14 protein-coding genes are annotated in these 12,070 nt (G+C 57.0%); 9 read left to right on the forward strand and 5 right to left on the reverse strand.

The genetic code is table 11. The annotated features are described in order from the left end of the window. Window positions 1-5: 5 nt before the first annotated feature. Window positions 6-1,835: a hypothetical protein gene (locus CUN63_RS17250; protein WP_129441076.1), complete on the reverse strand. Its 1,830-nt coding sequence runs from the start codon at window positions 1,833-1,835 to the stop codon at window positions 6-8. A gap of 170 nt (window positions 1,836-2,005) precedes the next feature. Between CUN63_RS17250 and CUN63_RS17255 the strand changes: the two genes are divergently transcribed. From CUN63_RS17255 to CUN63_RS17265, 3 genes are all read left to right on the forward strand, one after another. Beyond that, the gene (locus CUN63_RS17255; RefSeq protein WP_033054284.1) at window positions 2,006-2,494 is read left to right on the forward strand and encodes a TIGR00645 family protein; all 489 of its coding nucleotides are present in this window, start codon (window positions 2,006-2,008) and stop codon (window positions 2,492-2,494) included. 133 nt (window positions 2,495-2,627) lie between these two features. Further along, window positions 2,628-2,927 (forward strand): DUF6482 family protein, encoded by a 300-nt coding sequence (locus CUN63_RS17260; RefSeq protein ID WP_056742834.1) that lies wholly within the window; start codon window positions 2,628-2,630, stop codon window positions 2,925-2,927. Window positions 2,928-3,048: 121 nt separating this feature from the next. Further along, window positions 3,049-3,666: an FKBP-type peptidyl-prolyl cis-trans isomerase gene (locus tag CUN63_RS17265; protein WP_046048787.1), complete on the forward strand. Its 618-nt coding sequence runs from the start codon at window positions 3,049-3,051 to the stop codon at window positions 3,664-3,666. Between the two features lie 109 nt (window positions 3,667-3,775). Here CUN63_RS17265 and CUN63_RS17270 read toward each other — a convergent pair whose 3' ends face one another. The 3 genes from CUN63_RS17270 to CUN63_RS17280 all read right to left on the reverse strand — a co-directional run bounded on the left by CUN63_RS17270 (window position 3,776) and on the right by CUN63_RS17280 (window position 5,715). Beyond that, entirely contained in the window at window positions 3,776-4,033 is a 258-nt protein-coding gene (locus tag CUN63_RS17270; protein WP_129441078.1) for a hypothetical protein, read from the reverse strand. A gap of 206 nt (window positions 4,034-4,239) precedes the next feature. Next, window positions 4,240-4,581 carry a zinc ribbon domain-containing protein YjdM gene (locus tag CUN63_RS17275; protein WP_008154270.1) on the reverse strand — a complete coding sequence of 114 codons (342 nt, stop codon included), beginning with the start codon at window positions 4,579-4,581 and terminating at the stop codon, window positions 4,240-4,242. Between the two features lie 165 nt (window positions 4,582-4,746). After that, window positions 4,747-5,715 carry a polyprenyl synthetase family protein gene (locus tag CUN63_RS17280; RefSeq protein WP_129441080.1) on the reverse strand — a complete coding sequence of 323 codons (969 nt, stop codon included), beginning with the start codon at window positions 5,713-5,715 and terminating at the stop codon, window positions 4,747-4,749. A gap of 240 nt (window positions 5,716-5,955) precedes the next feature. On the opposite strand from CUN63_RS17280, the gene rplU reads away from it, so the two are divergent. The 5 genes from rplU to CUN63_RS17305 all read left to right on the forward strand — a co-directional run bounded on the left by rplU (window position 5,956) and on the right by CUN63_RS17305 (window position 9,717). Further along, window positions 5,956-6,270: a 50S ribosomal protein L21 gene (rplU, locus tag CUN63_RS17285; protein WP_003176051.1), complete on the forward strand. Its 315-nt coding sequence runs from the start codon at window positions 5,956-5,958 to the stop codon at window positions 6,268-6,270. A gap of 34 nt (window positions 6,271-6,304) precedes the next feature. After that, window positions 6,305-6,580 carry a 50S ribosomal protein L27 gene (gene rpmA, locus CUN63_RS17290; RefSeq protein ID WP_003215862.1) on the forward strand — a complete coding sequence of 92 codons (276 nt, stop codon included), beginning with the start codon at window positions 6,305-6,307 and terminating at the stop codon, window positions 6,578-6,580. Window positions 6,581-6,774: 194 nt separating this feature from the next. Continuing rightward, on the forward strand, window positions 6,775-7,998 hold the full coding sequence (gene cgtA, locus CUN63_RS17295) for an Obg family GTPase CgtA (RefSeq protein WP_010467530.1): 1,224 nt from the start codon (window positions 6,775-6,777) through the stop codon (window positions 7,996-7,998). 123 nt (window positions 7,999-8,121) lie between these two features. Further along, window positions 8,122-9,240: a glutamate 5-kinase gene (gene proB, locus CUN63_RS17300; RefSeq protein ID WP_129445113.1), complete on the forward strand. Its 1,119-nt coding sequence runs from the start codon at window positions 8,122-8,124 to the stop codon at window positions 9,238-9,240. A gap of 12 nt (window positions 9,241-9,252) precedes the next feature. Then, a complete protein-coding gene (locus CUN63_RS17305) occupies window positions 9,253-9,717 on the forward strand; it encodes a CreA family protein (protein ID WP_129441082.1) in 465 nt (154 codons plus the stop codon). 214 nt (window positions 9,718-9,931) lie between these two features. On the opposite strand, the gene rpsT is transcribed toward CUN63_RS17305, so the two are convergent. After that, on the reverse strand, window positions 9,932-10,210 hold the full coding sequence (gene rpsT / locus CUN63_RS17310) for a 30S ribosomal protein S20 (protein ID WP_008154937.1): 279 nt from the start codon (window positions 10,208-10,210) through the stop codon (window positions 9,932-9,934). Window positions 10,211-10,462: 252 nt separating this feature from the next. Between rpsT and murJ the strand changes: the two genes are divergently transcribed. Next, entirely contained in the window at window positions 10,463-12,001 is a 1,539-nt protein-coding gene (gene murJ, locus CUN63_RS17320; RefSeq protein WP_129441084.1) for a murein biosynthesis integral membrane protein MurJ, read from the forward strand. Window positions 12,002-12,070 lie beyond the last annotated feature (69 nt).

Below are 12,070 nucleotides of genomic sequence, written 5' to 3' on the forward strand. Positions count from 1 at the left end.
ACAGGCTATTGAGCAAGGTTGGACGTGTCCGCCTTGTCGAGTTTGACCTCGAAGCCATATTGCACGGTGGAGAGATCGGTTCGTTGATAGGTTTCCAGACGGGCAGGCTGCCCGTAGAAATAATGCACCCCCAATAATGCCGGGCCTTCTGCGCTCGCATCGTGGCTGACCGAAAGAATCTCCTTCAGATAATTGCCGCTGTCGTCCTTGGCGAAGAAACGCCAGTCCTGGGCGGGAAACTGCTTCAGATCAACCACCAGCGCATTGCCCTTGAGCACCAGCCCTTTGGGCAACTGGTGGGCGTCGATGGTTTTCTTTTCGACGATGGCGAGAAACAGCGGCATGGAGCCCACCGCGTAAGCCGGGGTTTCTGGAAACAGGTTCAAGTCGTAGGTGATGGTTCCGCGCAGGGGATCGACCTGGTAAGCCTCTGGCGGCAATTCGATCGGCTCATCGCGCTTGCCGTTACCGTCCTCGGTAAAGAAGCTGACCGGGCTTTCGCCGGGGGTGAAGGAGGTGCCGAGCAGCTCATCATTGAAGCTTTTGGGGTGATCGAACTCGATGCGCGCGGCGCTGGGGTCTTCGACCGACTGGCTGATGCGGATGCTTTTTTTCAGTTGTTCCTCGCCAAGTGTGGCGCCCTTGAGCCAGATCGTGGCCTGGTCGTCGTACACCACCACTGGCAGCGTCAGTGGCTGGATGGTCTTTTGCGTGGTGTGTGGGTCGAAGCGAAGTACCGGCAGGTTCAGGTCCTTGCGGGTCACCGTGGCGGTTGAATAGTCCAGTACGCTGACCTCAAGCGTTTCGATCGGCCCGTTGAAGTACACCTTGGAATAATGGTGGCTCTGTTGCTTCTCAAAGGCGCGCTGCTCTTCATCGATCTGTTTCTCGAAGCTCTCGCTCCAGGCTTTCTGCTGTTGCATTTTCGCCAGTTGCTTTTGATAGAAGGCTATTTGTGCGGCGGTTTCGTTGATCGAGCCTGAGCGCGAGAGAAATTGCCCGCTGCTGTCCTTGGCCTGGACGATCAGCGGGTTCAGCGGTGTTTCGCTGACCTCGGGGGCCAGTGGCGCGCTGTTGTTGAATTCGATTTCGGCGTAGTTGTTTGCAAGGTTCAGCAGGTTGACGCTGAGGTTGTCGTTGGTGCGAGTCTGGCCAACGTCCTTTTTCGTCAGGTCGAAACTGTAGAGCCGGCGCGGCGCGATGACTTCCACCTTGCCTTGCAGACTCACCGGTTGTGGCTGGTTCTTTTTGTCCACGTCCAGGCCGTCGATGAAGGGGTAGGTCACCGTCAAATCATCGGGGTTGGTCAGGTTGGAGCTCGACGGACTGAGCTGAATGCCCGGATCGGTTTCTGACCATTCCGGCTGAAACGGGATGACGCGTTTATTGCTCAAAGTCACCGATTGCCATTCAAGACTATGGGGAAAGAGAAACGCGACCGGAATGTTGAAGTTGAAAGGGAACACCGGTTGCAGATCGGTCAGGTAGTCGGAACTGGAATCTTTGTGCAGCACGAACAGGCCGTTGATGTAGGTGTCGACCAAGGCTTGGGGCGTCGGATAGTGCTTGAGGACGGCGAGGGCGTCTTCGCCATATTCTGTTTCCACCGGTTTGCTGTCGAGCTTGAGTTGCGCACGCTCGAGCAACAACAGTGAGCCGCCGAGTTCAGCCACGGCTTCCCTGAGTTTTGGGTCCTGAATCGCATCCAGAGACTTCTCGAACTGAGCAGTCTTTTCCTCGAGGCTGACCTGGCGCTTCTCATCGCTGGGTGAGCAGGCGCTCATCAGCAAAGCCAGGCAAATTCCGGCGCTCGTTAAAGGCAATCGCACATCCATTTCCCGTCTTCCTGTCCGATGTCGCTGAGCTGTCAATGCTTTGGACACTAGCAGAAAAACCTTGTCACACACGCGCAGGTTGCGGATTTCCCAACGGTTTCTGGCTGCTTCTGGGTATAGACAGGTGGCTGGTATACTCGCGGCCATTTCCAGGCCTTGTGTGAGATTTAATGGAACGCTTTATCGAAAATGCAATGTACGCCAGCCGCTGGCTGCTGGCGCCGATCTACTTCGGTCTGTCCCTCGGGCTGTTGGCCCTGGCGCTGAAATTCTTCCAGGAAGTCTTCCACGTCATCCCTAACGTGTTCTCGATGGCCGAGTCGGATCTGATTCTGGTGCTGCTCTCGCTGATCGACATGGCGCTGGTAGGCGGTTTGCTGGTGATGGTGATGATTTCCGGTTACGAGAACTTCGTTTCCCAACTGGACATCGACGACGACAAGGAAAAGCTCAACTGGCTGGGCACCATGGATTCCTCTTCATTGAAGATGAAGGTGGCCGCTTCCATAGTGGCCATTTCGTCCATCCACCTGCTGCGGATTTTCATGGACGCCAAGAACGTCGATCCCGAGCATTTGAAGTGGTACGTGATCATCCACATGACCTTCGTGATTTCGGCGTTTGCCATGGGTTATCTGGATAAGCTGACCAAGCACTGATCGCTTTTTATTGCTATACCAAACCGCCCGTCTGTTGCGAAACAGACGGGCGGTGTCGTTTGTGGCTTGTACTTTGATGCGCCGAGGCCTATGCCTGTAAGGATCTTGGCTCGCCACTGCGTGAGGTGCGTTTATGGACCTGAAAGAGTTGAATGCTTATGCCATCGCCGGGAAGGTTGATGAACTCAACCTGATCTCGATGGAAGGCGGGATCTACCTGTTGGAAGCGCGGATGCATGGCGCGGCGTATCCGCTGAGTGATAACCACGGCCAGATGTTTCATCTTCGTTCGGTCGAGCATGCGCGTGAAGTACTTCATGCCTTTCCCAGCTTGCCGTTCAACCTTGTGCACGTTTCGGTTCATGACGAGATGTGTGGACTCGGTGCTAGCTCCGAGGGAAGCCTGAAGGTACCGATTGCGTGGCAGCACTGACGGCTCTCATCAACGCAATGACATCTGTGCTAGTCTGCTGGCCCTTTTGGTTCCGGGCGCTCCGGGACGCGCTGTGCACGCACGGCTAGTTCCAGGGCCGTCCGCACAGCGGAGCAGTGTCATGTCCGAAGTAAATCTGTCCACCGACGAAACCCGCGTCAGCTACGGTATTGGCCGTCAGCTGGGCGATCAACTGCGCGACAACCCGCCACCGGGCGTTAGCCTGGACGCGATCCTGGCAGGCCTGACCGACGCTTTCGCCGGCAAGGAAAGCCGTGTGGGTCAGGAAGAAATGTCCGCGAGCTTCAAGGTCATTCGCGAAATCATGCAAGCTGAAGCAGCTGCCAAAGCTGAAGCCGCTGCTGGCGAAGGCCTGGCATTCCTGGCTGAAAACGCCAAGCGTGACGGCATCACCACCCTGGCTTCCGGCCTGCAATTCGAAGTGCTGACTCAAGGTGAAGGCGCCAAGCCAACCCGTGAAGATCAAGTGCGCACTCACTACCATGGCACTCTGATCGACGGCACTGTGTTCGACAGCTCCTACGATCGTGGTCAGCCTGCAGAATTCCCGGTTGGCGGCGTGATCGCTGGCTGGACCGAAGCCCTGCAACTGATGAACGCCGGCAGCAAATGGCGTCTGTACGTGCCGAGCGAACTGGCTTACGGCGCTCAAGGCGTTGGCAGCATTCCGCCGCACAGCGTACTGGTATTCGACGTCGAACTGCTCGACGTTCTGTAATCCCAATGTGGGAGCGAGCTTGCTCGCGATAGCGGCATAACAGTCGACAGAGATGTTGAATGCTAGTCAGTCATCGCGAGCTCGCTCCCACAGTTTTTTGCGACGATCTTCATATTTCAAGCTTGTGGTGCAGTTCGCTTGTCGGGCGCAACGCCCGGGCATAGCAGAACAGAAACAGATTGCGCACCAGTTCCTTGAGCACCACCGGCTCGCTGGAGCTCAAGCCATTGACGTCCAGATCCCCCTGATCCTGCAGCTCGTTCAAGGCTTCTTCTTCAAGCACTGCACAGACTTCCCCGGTTTCCCGATGCAGGATCCTGAGGTAAGGGTGTGGGCGGTCCAGCCAGGCATCGATCAAATAAGTCATGGGTCTCATCTCCATTGATTGGTTTCAATGAGAATAATTCTTATTAATCAAATAGCAAGGACCTATTGGCGGTTTGTGTTTTTTTAAGGGTAAAGGTTGCGTAAGGTCAAAACGGCTGGCGTTTGGCTATTGCGAGGGATTGTTGGGCGAAGCGGGGGAGGGTGAAGCACCATCCCACGCAGGACGCGGGATGGAATACAGCGGGCTCAGACTTTTCTGACGAACTCGGATTTGAGCTTCATCGGGCCGATGCCGTCGATCTTGCAGTCGATGTCGTGATCACCATCGCACAGGCGGATATTCTTGACCTTGGTGCCGACCTTGACCACTAGCGAGGTGCCTTTGACCTTGAGGTCCTTGATCACAGTGATGGTGTCGCCGTCCTGCAGGACGTTGCCGACCGAATCCTTTTTCACGGTGTCATCGGACACTGCTTCGGCTTCGCCGCTGGCGGACCACTCGTGGGCGCACTCAGGGCAGATCAGTTGGGCGCCGTCTTCGTAGGTGTACTCGGAATTGCATTTTGGGCAGGGTGGCAACGTGCTCACTAAAGCTCCTTGGATTGGGGGGCGCTAAAAGTCGCACATTGTATAGGGTTTTATCGGAGGAGGGGCGCACAGCAAAAGATCGCAGCCTTCGGCAACTCCTACAGTGTTTTGTGTACTCCTGTAGGAGCTGCCGAAGGCTGCGATCTTTTGCTCTTGCTTTGAATATCAGTGCGTGCGGGCGACCGCAAATTCGCTCAACTCGACCAGAGCATCGCGGTATTCGCTGGCAGGCAGCGCGTCGAGGCACTTGATCGCGCGGGCCACGTAGTCACGGGCCAGCTGCGCGGTGTAATCCAGCGAACCTGAGGCTTCCACGGCTTCGCGGATGCTTTCCAGGTCTTCGATGCCGCCTTTCTGGATTGCCTTGCGCACCAGTGCAGCCTGCTCCGGCGCGCCTTCGCGCATGGTGTAGATCAGCGGCAGGGTCGGTTTGCCTTCAGCCAGATCGTCACCGACGTTCTTGCCCAGGGTTTCGGCGTCGCCTTTGTAGTCCAGCAAGTCGTCGACCAGTTGGAAAGCCACACCCAGGTGATCACCAAACGTACGCAGGGCTTCTGTCTGTTCCGATGTCGCTTCGCAGAGCGCTGCAGCACTGTGGGTCGAGGCCTCAAAGAGCATCGCGGTCTTGCCGCGGATGACTTCCATGTAGGTTTCTTCGGTGGTGCTGGCGTCACGAACCTTGGACAGCTGCAACACTTCGCCTTCGGCGATGATGCGCGTGGCTTGCGAAAGGATTTTCATCACCGGCATGGAGCCCAGTTCGACCATCATTTCGAAGGATCGCGAATACAGGAAGTCGCCCACCAGCACGCTTGGCGCGTTGCCCCACATGGCGTTGGCGGTCGAGCGGCCACGGCGCATGCCGGACATGTCGACCACGTCGTCATGCAGCAGGGTCGCGGTGTGCAGGAACTCGATGGTCGCGGCCAGCAGGCGCAGGTCATCGCCTTCGCGACCCAGAGCCTTGCCACACAGCAAAACCAATAGAGGGCGCAGGCGTTTACCGCCAGCCGAGGTAATGTAATCGCCGATTTTCGATACCAGCGGCACTCGGGAAGTCAGCTGCTTCTTGATGATGCCGTCGACGGCGCGAAAATCGTCCGCCACCGCGCGGTAGAAAGCTTGGGGTTGCATCAGCGACAGTTGCTCCAGAAGGGTTGCGCGGCATGCTAGGACCCACGTCGGCGGGTGTCAAGGTACGATGGACGGCCTCTTGCATCGCCCCGGCAGCTTGCGTACAATCGCGCACCCTGAACTTCCTGGGCAGCACCTGCCTTACGCAATTGCAAACAGGCCTTCCAGCCCAATGCAGCCATGCCAGCCAATACCTCTTCTTATAAAGAGCTGGGTGAGCAGGATTATCGGAGAAATACCATGTCGTACGCAGTAATTGTTACTGGTGGCAAGCAATACAAGGTCGCCCCAGGTGAATACCTGAAGATCGAAAAACTGGAAATCGCTACCGGCGAATCCGTTACTTTTGATCGCGTTCTGTTGGTCGCCAATGGCGATGACGTGAACATCGGCGCTCCAGTTGTTGCTGGCGCTACCGTTGTGGCTGAAGTGATCTCCCAAGGTCGTCACGATAAAGTCCGCATCATCAAGTTCCGTCGTCGTAAGCACCACATGAAGCGTATGGGCCACCGCCAGTGGTACACCGAGATCAAAATCACCGGTATTCAGGCTTAATTTCAGCCTAATTCCTCACTAGGAGAATTGACTCATGGCACACAAAAAAGCTGGTGGTAGTACCCGTAACGGTCGCGACTCAGAAGCCAAGCGCCTTGGCGTGAAGATGTATGGCGGCCAGGTTATCATTCCGGGCAACATCATCGTGCGTCAGCGCGGCACCCAATTCCACGCCGGTTACGGTGTTGGCATGGGTAAAGATCACACTCTGTTCGCTAAAATCGACGGCGTGATCAAGTTTGAAGTAAAAGGCGCTTTCAACCGCCGTTACGTGAGCATTGTCCCGAAGACTGAAGTCGTCGCGGCATAATTACGTAGTTGCTGGAAAAGCCCTGTCTCGCGACGGGGCTTTTTCGTTTGTGGGGTGAGTCTCTTGCAAAGCTGTTTGTGATGGGCTCCAGCGCTGGATTTGCGGTCGTTGATTGAGGTCGCTGCGCTCATTTTTGCAAGAGTCTTATGTCTTAGTGTTTTTCGGCTCGTCCGTATGACGAGAGGCGTTTTGTTATGAAGTTTGTTGATGAAGTATCGATTCGAGTAAAGGCCGGCGACGGCGGCAACGGTTGCATGAGCTTCCGTCGCGAAAAATTCATTGAAAACGGCGGCCCGAACGGCGGTGACGGTGGTGATGGCGGCTCGGTCTACATGATCGCCGACGAAAACCTCAACACCCTGGTGGACTACCGTTACACCCGGCACTTTGATGCCGAGCGTGGTTCCAACGGCGGCAGCACTGACTGCACCGGCAAGAAAGGTGAGGAGCTGGTGCTGCGTGTTCCGGTCGGTACGACCGTTATCGACTCCGCTACTCAGGAAGTGATCGGCGACCTGACCAAGGCTGGCCAGAAACTGCTGGTGGCTCACGGCGGCTGGCATGGTCTGGGTAACACTCGTTTCAAATCCAGTACCAACCGTGCTCCGCGTCAGACCACTCCGGGCAAGCCGGGTGAGGCGCGTGATCTGAAGCTGGAAATGAAGGTATTGGCTGACGTCGGTCTGCTGGGCTTGCCGAACGCTGGTAAAAGTACCTTCATTCGTTCGGTGTCGGCCGCCAAGCCGAAAGTCGCCGACTACCCGTTCACCACGCTGGTGCCGAACCTGGGTGTGGTCAGTGTCGATCGCTGGAAAAGCTTCGTGGTCGCGGACATTCCGGGTCTGATCGAAGGTGCTTCCGATGGCGCAGGCCTGGGGATTCGCTTCCTCAAGCACTTGTCGCGTACGCGTTTGCTGCTGCACCTCGTGGACATGGCGCCGCTCGATGACGCCAGCGCCCCGGATGCTGCGGAAGTGATCGTCAGCGAGCTGACCAAGTTCAGCCCGTCCCTGGCTGAGCGTGATCGTTGGTTGGTGCTGAACAAGTGCGACCAGATCCTTGAAGAAGAGCACGATGCTCGCGTCAAGGAAATCGTTGATCGCCTGGAATGGACCGGTCCGGTCTACGTGATCTCGGCCATCTCCAAGCTGGGCACCGAGCGTCTTTGCCACGACATCATGCGTTATATGGAAGATCGTGCCGATCGCCTGGCTAACGATCCGGTTTACAAAGAAGAATTGGCCGAACTCGATCAGCGCATCGAAGACGAAGCCCGTGCTCAGCTGCAGGCCCTGGATGATCAGCGTGCCCTGCGCCGTAGCGGCGTGAAGTCGGTCCACGACATCGGCGACGATGATTGGGACGAAGAAGATGTGGATGACGAAGACGGTCCGGAAATCATTTACGTGCGTGACTGATTCGTTGCAGTAAACTTAAGCGCCGCTCAATCGAGCGGCGTTTTAGTATCTGGAAATCGGTAGTCACGAATAACGTTACGGACGGCGCTGGGTCGCGCTGTCCTCAAGCTAAGGTTGAAGATGATGCGGAGCAAGGTGACAGGTGCGCAGCGTTGGGTCGTGAAGATCGGCAGCGCTTTGCTGACGGCGGACGGCAAGGGCCTGGATCGCGCGGCAATGAGTGTTTGGGTCGAGCAGATGGTGGCTTTGCATGAGGCTGGCGTCGAGCTGGTGCTGGTGTCCTCCGGAGCGGTGGCGGCTGGCATGAGTCGCTTGGGCTGGACCGTACGACCCAGTGCGATGCACGAGTTGCAGGCCGCTGCCGCCATCGGTCAGATGGGGTTGGTGCAAGCCTGGGAGTCGAGCTTTGCCGAGCATGGCCGGCATACCGCGCAGATTCTCCTGACCCACGACGACTTGTCCGACCGCAAGCGCTACCTGAACGCCCGCAGCACCTTGCGCGCGTTGGTCGAGCTGAAAGTTATTCCGGTGATCAACGAAAACGACACCGTGGTCACTGATGAAATACGTTTCGGCGACAACGACACCCTGGCGGCGCTGGTAGCCAACCTGGTCGAAGCTGACTTGTTGGTGATCCTTACCGATCGCGATGGCATGTTCGACGCCGATCCGCGCAACAACCCTAACGCCAACCTGATTTACGAAGCGCGCGCTGATGATCCGGCGCTGGATGCGGTGGCGGGCGGTACCGGTGGTGCGCTGGGTCGTGGCGGCATGCAGACCAAATTGCGTGCTGCGCGGCTGGCGGCTCGTTCCGGTGCGCATACGATCATCGTTGGCGGGCGTATTGAACGCGTGCTGGATCGCCTCAAGGCGGGCGAGCGCATCGGCACCTTGCTGTCGCCTGAGCGCGGCCTGTTGGCGGCGCGCAAGCAATGGCTGGCCGGGCATCTGCAAACCCGCGGCACGCTCGTGCTGGATGCCGGTGCGGTGACGGCGCTGTCCAAAGGCAACAAAAGTTTGCTGCCTGTGGGGGTCAAGCTGGTCCAGGGCAGCTTCCGTCGTGGCGAGATGGTGGTTTGCGTGGCGCCGGACGGTCGTGAAATCGCCCGGGGCCTGGCCAACTACAGCGCGCTGGAAGCACAAAAAATCATCGGTCAGTCGTCTGAGGCGATTGTCGGTCTGTTGGGTTACATGGCGGAGCCGGAACTGGTTCACCGCGATAACCTGATCCTGGTCTGAAGGAATACCTGAATGCGCGTGGCAAAAGGATTGTTGGGTCTGCTGTTGGCGATGCCGCTGCAGGCCTCGGCCGAGGAGATTGGTCAGGTGTCGACGGTGTTCAAGTTTGTCGGCCCGAACGACCGCATCGTCGTCGAAGCGTTTGATGATCCAAAGGTTGAGGGTGTGACTTGCTACCTGTCGCGAGCCAAGACGGGTGGCGTGAAGGGTGGTTTGGGATTGGCTGAAGATCGCGCGGAAGCGTCTATCGCTTGTCGTCAGGTCGGGCCGATCAGCTTCAAGGGCGAGTTGAAGGATGGTGACGAGGTGTTCAAGGAGCGCACTTCGCTGGTGTTCAAGACCATGCAGGTGGTGCGATTCCTCGACAAGAAGCGCAATACGCTGGTGTATCTGGTCTATAGCGATCGTGTGATCGAGGGTAGTCCGCAGAATGCGGTCACCGCCATCCCTATCCTGCCGTGGGCGAGCGCCCAGTAATCTGACGCAAATCGAAATGTGGGAGCGGCGGTGCGACGATTCGACTTGCTCGCGAAGGCGGTGTAACAGTCAACGATGATGTTGAATGTTATGGCCTCTTCGCGAGCAAGTCGAATCGTCGCACCGCCGCTCCCACATTTTTTTGCGTTATAGCTGCCAAATCGCAGGCAATAAAAAACCGACCCTGAGGTCGGTTTTTTAACAAGCTTATCGCTTATGCGGCAACAGCAAGGTTCAGAGCCTTGACGTGACCGTTCAGGCGGCTCTTATGACGAGCAGCCTTGTTCTTGTGGATGATGCCTTTATCGGCCATACGGTCGATAACTGGCACGGCCAGAACGTAAGCAGCTTGAGCTTTTTCAGCGTCTTTTGCGTCGATGGCCTTAACTACATTCTTGATGTAGGTACGAACCATGGAACGCAGGCTGGCGTTGTGGCTGCGACGCTTCTCAGCCTGTTTTGCACGTTTTTTGGCGGAAGGTGTGTTGGCCACCGTCGAGCTCCTCGAAAGACTTTTTAGGAAATAGCAAACAAAATAGGCCGCGAATCATGCCGATGAGTTGATGTCTTGTCAAGGGCGGTTGAGACGTTCCGCTAAGTGGTAGGTATAAAGAGGCGGGATATTTATTTCCGGCGCTTGACCTGTAAACTCGCGAGCTTTGGCTCTGTGCTGCTGCGGCGCGGAGTATCGCATAAGTAGGCGCTTTGTTCGCCTGCTGTTTATCGACAGGCACAAACTCTTTCAATGAATCTGCTCAAATCGTTGGCCGCCGTCAGCTCTATCACGATGCTTTCCCGGATTCTGGGGTTCGTTCGTGACACTCTCATTGCGCGCACATTTGGCGCCGGGATGGCGACTGACGCCTTCTTTATCGCCTTCAAACTGCCCAATCTGCTGCGACGGATCTTCGCCGAGGGGGCTTTTTCCCAAGCATTCGTGCCGATTCTTGCCGAATATAAAAGCCAGAAGGGCGAGGAGGCGACGCGAACCTTCATTGCCTACGTCTCGGGCCTGCTGACGCTGGTACTGGCGTTGGTCACCGCTTTGGGCATGATCGCTGCGCCGTGGGTCATCTGGGCGACCGCGCCGGGTTTCACCGATACGCCGGAAAAATTCGAGCTGACGGCCAGTCTGTTGCGCGTGACCTTTCCTTATATATTGCTGATCTCCCTGTCTTCATTGGCCGGGGCGATCCTCAATACCTATAACCGCTTTTCGGTGCCGGCCTTCGTGCCGACCCTGCTCAACGTCAGCATGATCATCTTTTCGGTGTTCCTGACGCCGTACTTCGATCCGCCGGTCATGGCGCTGGGTTGGGCAGTACTGGTGGGTGGTCTGGCGCAATTGCTCTATCAGCTGCCGCACCTGAAAAAGATCGGCCTGCTGGTGTTGCCACGACTGAACCTGCGTGACAGCGGCGTCTGGCGGGTCATGAAACAAATGCTGCCGGCGATTCTCGGTGTGTCCGTGAGCCAGATTTCGCTGATCATCAATACCATTTTCGCCTCGTTCCTGGTCGCCGGTTCCGTGTCATGGATGTACTACGCCGACCGTTTGATGGAATTACCGTCCGGTGTGCTGGGTGTGGCGCTGGGTACGATTCTTCTGCCGACCCTGGCCAAGACCTACGCCAGCAAGGATCGCCAGGAATACTCGCGAATCCTCGACTGGGGTCTGCGCCTGTGCTTCATGCTGGTGTTGCCGTGCTCCCTGGCGCTGGGGATTCTCGCCGAGCCGCTGACGGTTTCTTTATTCCAGTACGGTCAGTTCAGCGCGTTTGACGCCTCCATGACCCAGCGGGCGCTGATCGCTTATTCGGTCGGTTTGCTTGGGATTATCGTGATCAAAGTGCTGGCGCCGGGCTTTTATGCGCAACAAAACATCCGCACGCCGGTAAAAATCGCAATTTTCACCCTGATCGTTACCCAGTTGTTCAACCTGGTGTTGATCGGCCCGCTGGCCCACGCCGGTCTCGCGCTGGCCATCAGCATCGGCGCGTGCATTAACGCCGGCCTGCTGTTCTATCAGCTGCGCAAGCAGCAGATGTATGAGCCGCAACCGGGTTGGGCGAAATTCGGCTTCAAGCTAGTGATTGCGGTGTTGGTGATGTCTGCTGTGTTACTGGTCGGAATGCATTTCATGCCTGCCTGGGATCAAGGGCATATGCTGGAGCGGTTCCTGCGTCTGGGCTCATTGGTCGTTGCCGGAGTGGTCGCTTATTTCGGCATGTTGCTGTTGATGGGCTTCCGTTTGCGAGACTTCAATCGCAAAACGCTGAGCTGAGGTCACGACCTCGATAAACACGGGCGAGTCGACGGTTTTGTCGGCTCGATCACTTTGGGTTACGGTGTT

The organism is Pseudomonas sp. ACM7 (assembly GCF_004136015.1).
In the GTDB taxonomy this organism is placed as follows: Bacteria; Pseudomonadota; Gammaproteobacteria; order Pseudomonadales; family Pseudomonadaceae; genus Aquipseudomonas; species Aquipseudomonas frigoris.

What these genes read in the sequence shown, in the direction of transcription:
- rpmA (WP_003215862.1), top strand. Translation starts at nt 6,305, where the DNA reads ATGGCACACAAAAAAGCTGGTGGTAGTACCCGTAACGGTCGCGACTCA.
- CUN63_RS17280 (WP_129441080.1), bottom strand. Translation starts at nt 5,715, where the DNA reads ATGCAACCCCAAGCTTTCTACCGCGCGGTGGCGGACGATTTTCGCGCC.
- proB (WP_129445113.1), top strand. Translation starts at nt 8,122, where the DNA reads ATGCGGAGCAAGGTGACAGGTGCGCAGCGTTGGGTCGTGAAGATCGGC.
- CUN63_RS17305 (WP_129441082.1), top strand. Translation starts at nt 9,253, where the DNA reads ATGCGCGTGGCAAAAGGATTGTTGGGTCTGCTGTTGGCGATGCCGCTG.
- CUN63_RS17265 (WP_046048787.1), top strand. Translation starts at nt 3,049, where the DNA reads ATGTCCGAAGTAAATCTGTCCACCGACGAAACCCGCGTCAGCTACGGT.
- CUN63_RS17255 (WP_033054284.1), top strand. Translation starts at nt 2,006, where the DNA reads ATGGAACGCTTTATCGAAAATGCAATGTACGCCAGCCGCTGGCTGCTG.
- cgtA (WP_010467530.1), top strand. Translation starts at nt 6,775, where the DNA reads ATGAAGTTTGTTGATGAAGTATCGATTCGAGTAAAGGCCGGCGACGGC.
- CUN63_RS17260 (WP_056742834.1), top strand. Translation starts at nt 2,628, where the DNA reads ATGGACCTGAAAGAGTTGAATGCTTATGCCATCGCCGGGAAGGTTGAT.
- murJ (WP_129441084.1), top strand. Translation starts at nt 10,463, where the DNA reads ATGAATCTGCTCAAATCGTTGGCCGCCGTCAGCTCTATCACGATGCTT.
- CUN63_RS17250 (WP_129441076.1), bottom strand. Translation starts at nt 1,835, where the DNA reads ATGGATGTGCGATTGCCTTTAACGAGCGCCGGAATTTGCCTGGCTTTG.
- CUN63_RS17270 (WP_129441078.1), bottom strand. Translation starts at nt 4,033, where the DNA reads ATGACTTATTTGATCGATGCCTGGCTGGACCGCCCACACCCTTACCTC.
- rplU (WP_003176051.1), top strand. Translation starts at nt 5,956, where the DNA reads ATGTCGTACGCAGTAATTGTTACTGGTGGCAAGCAATACAAGGTCGCC.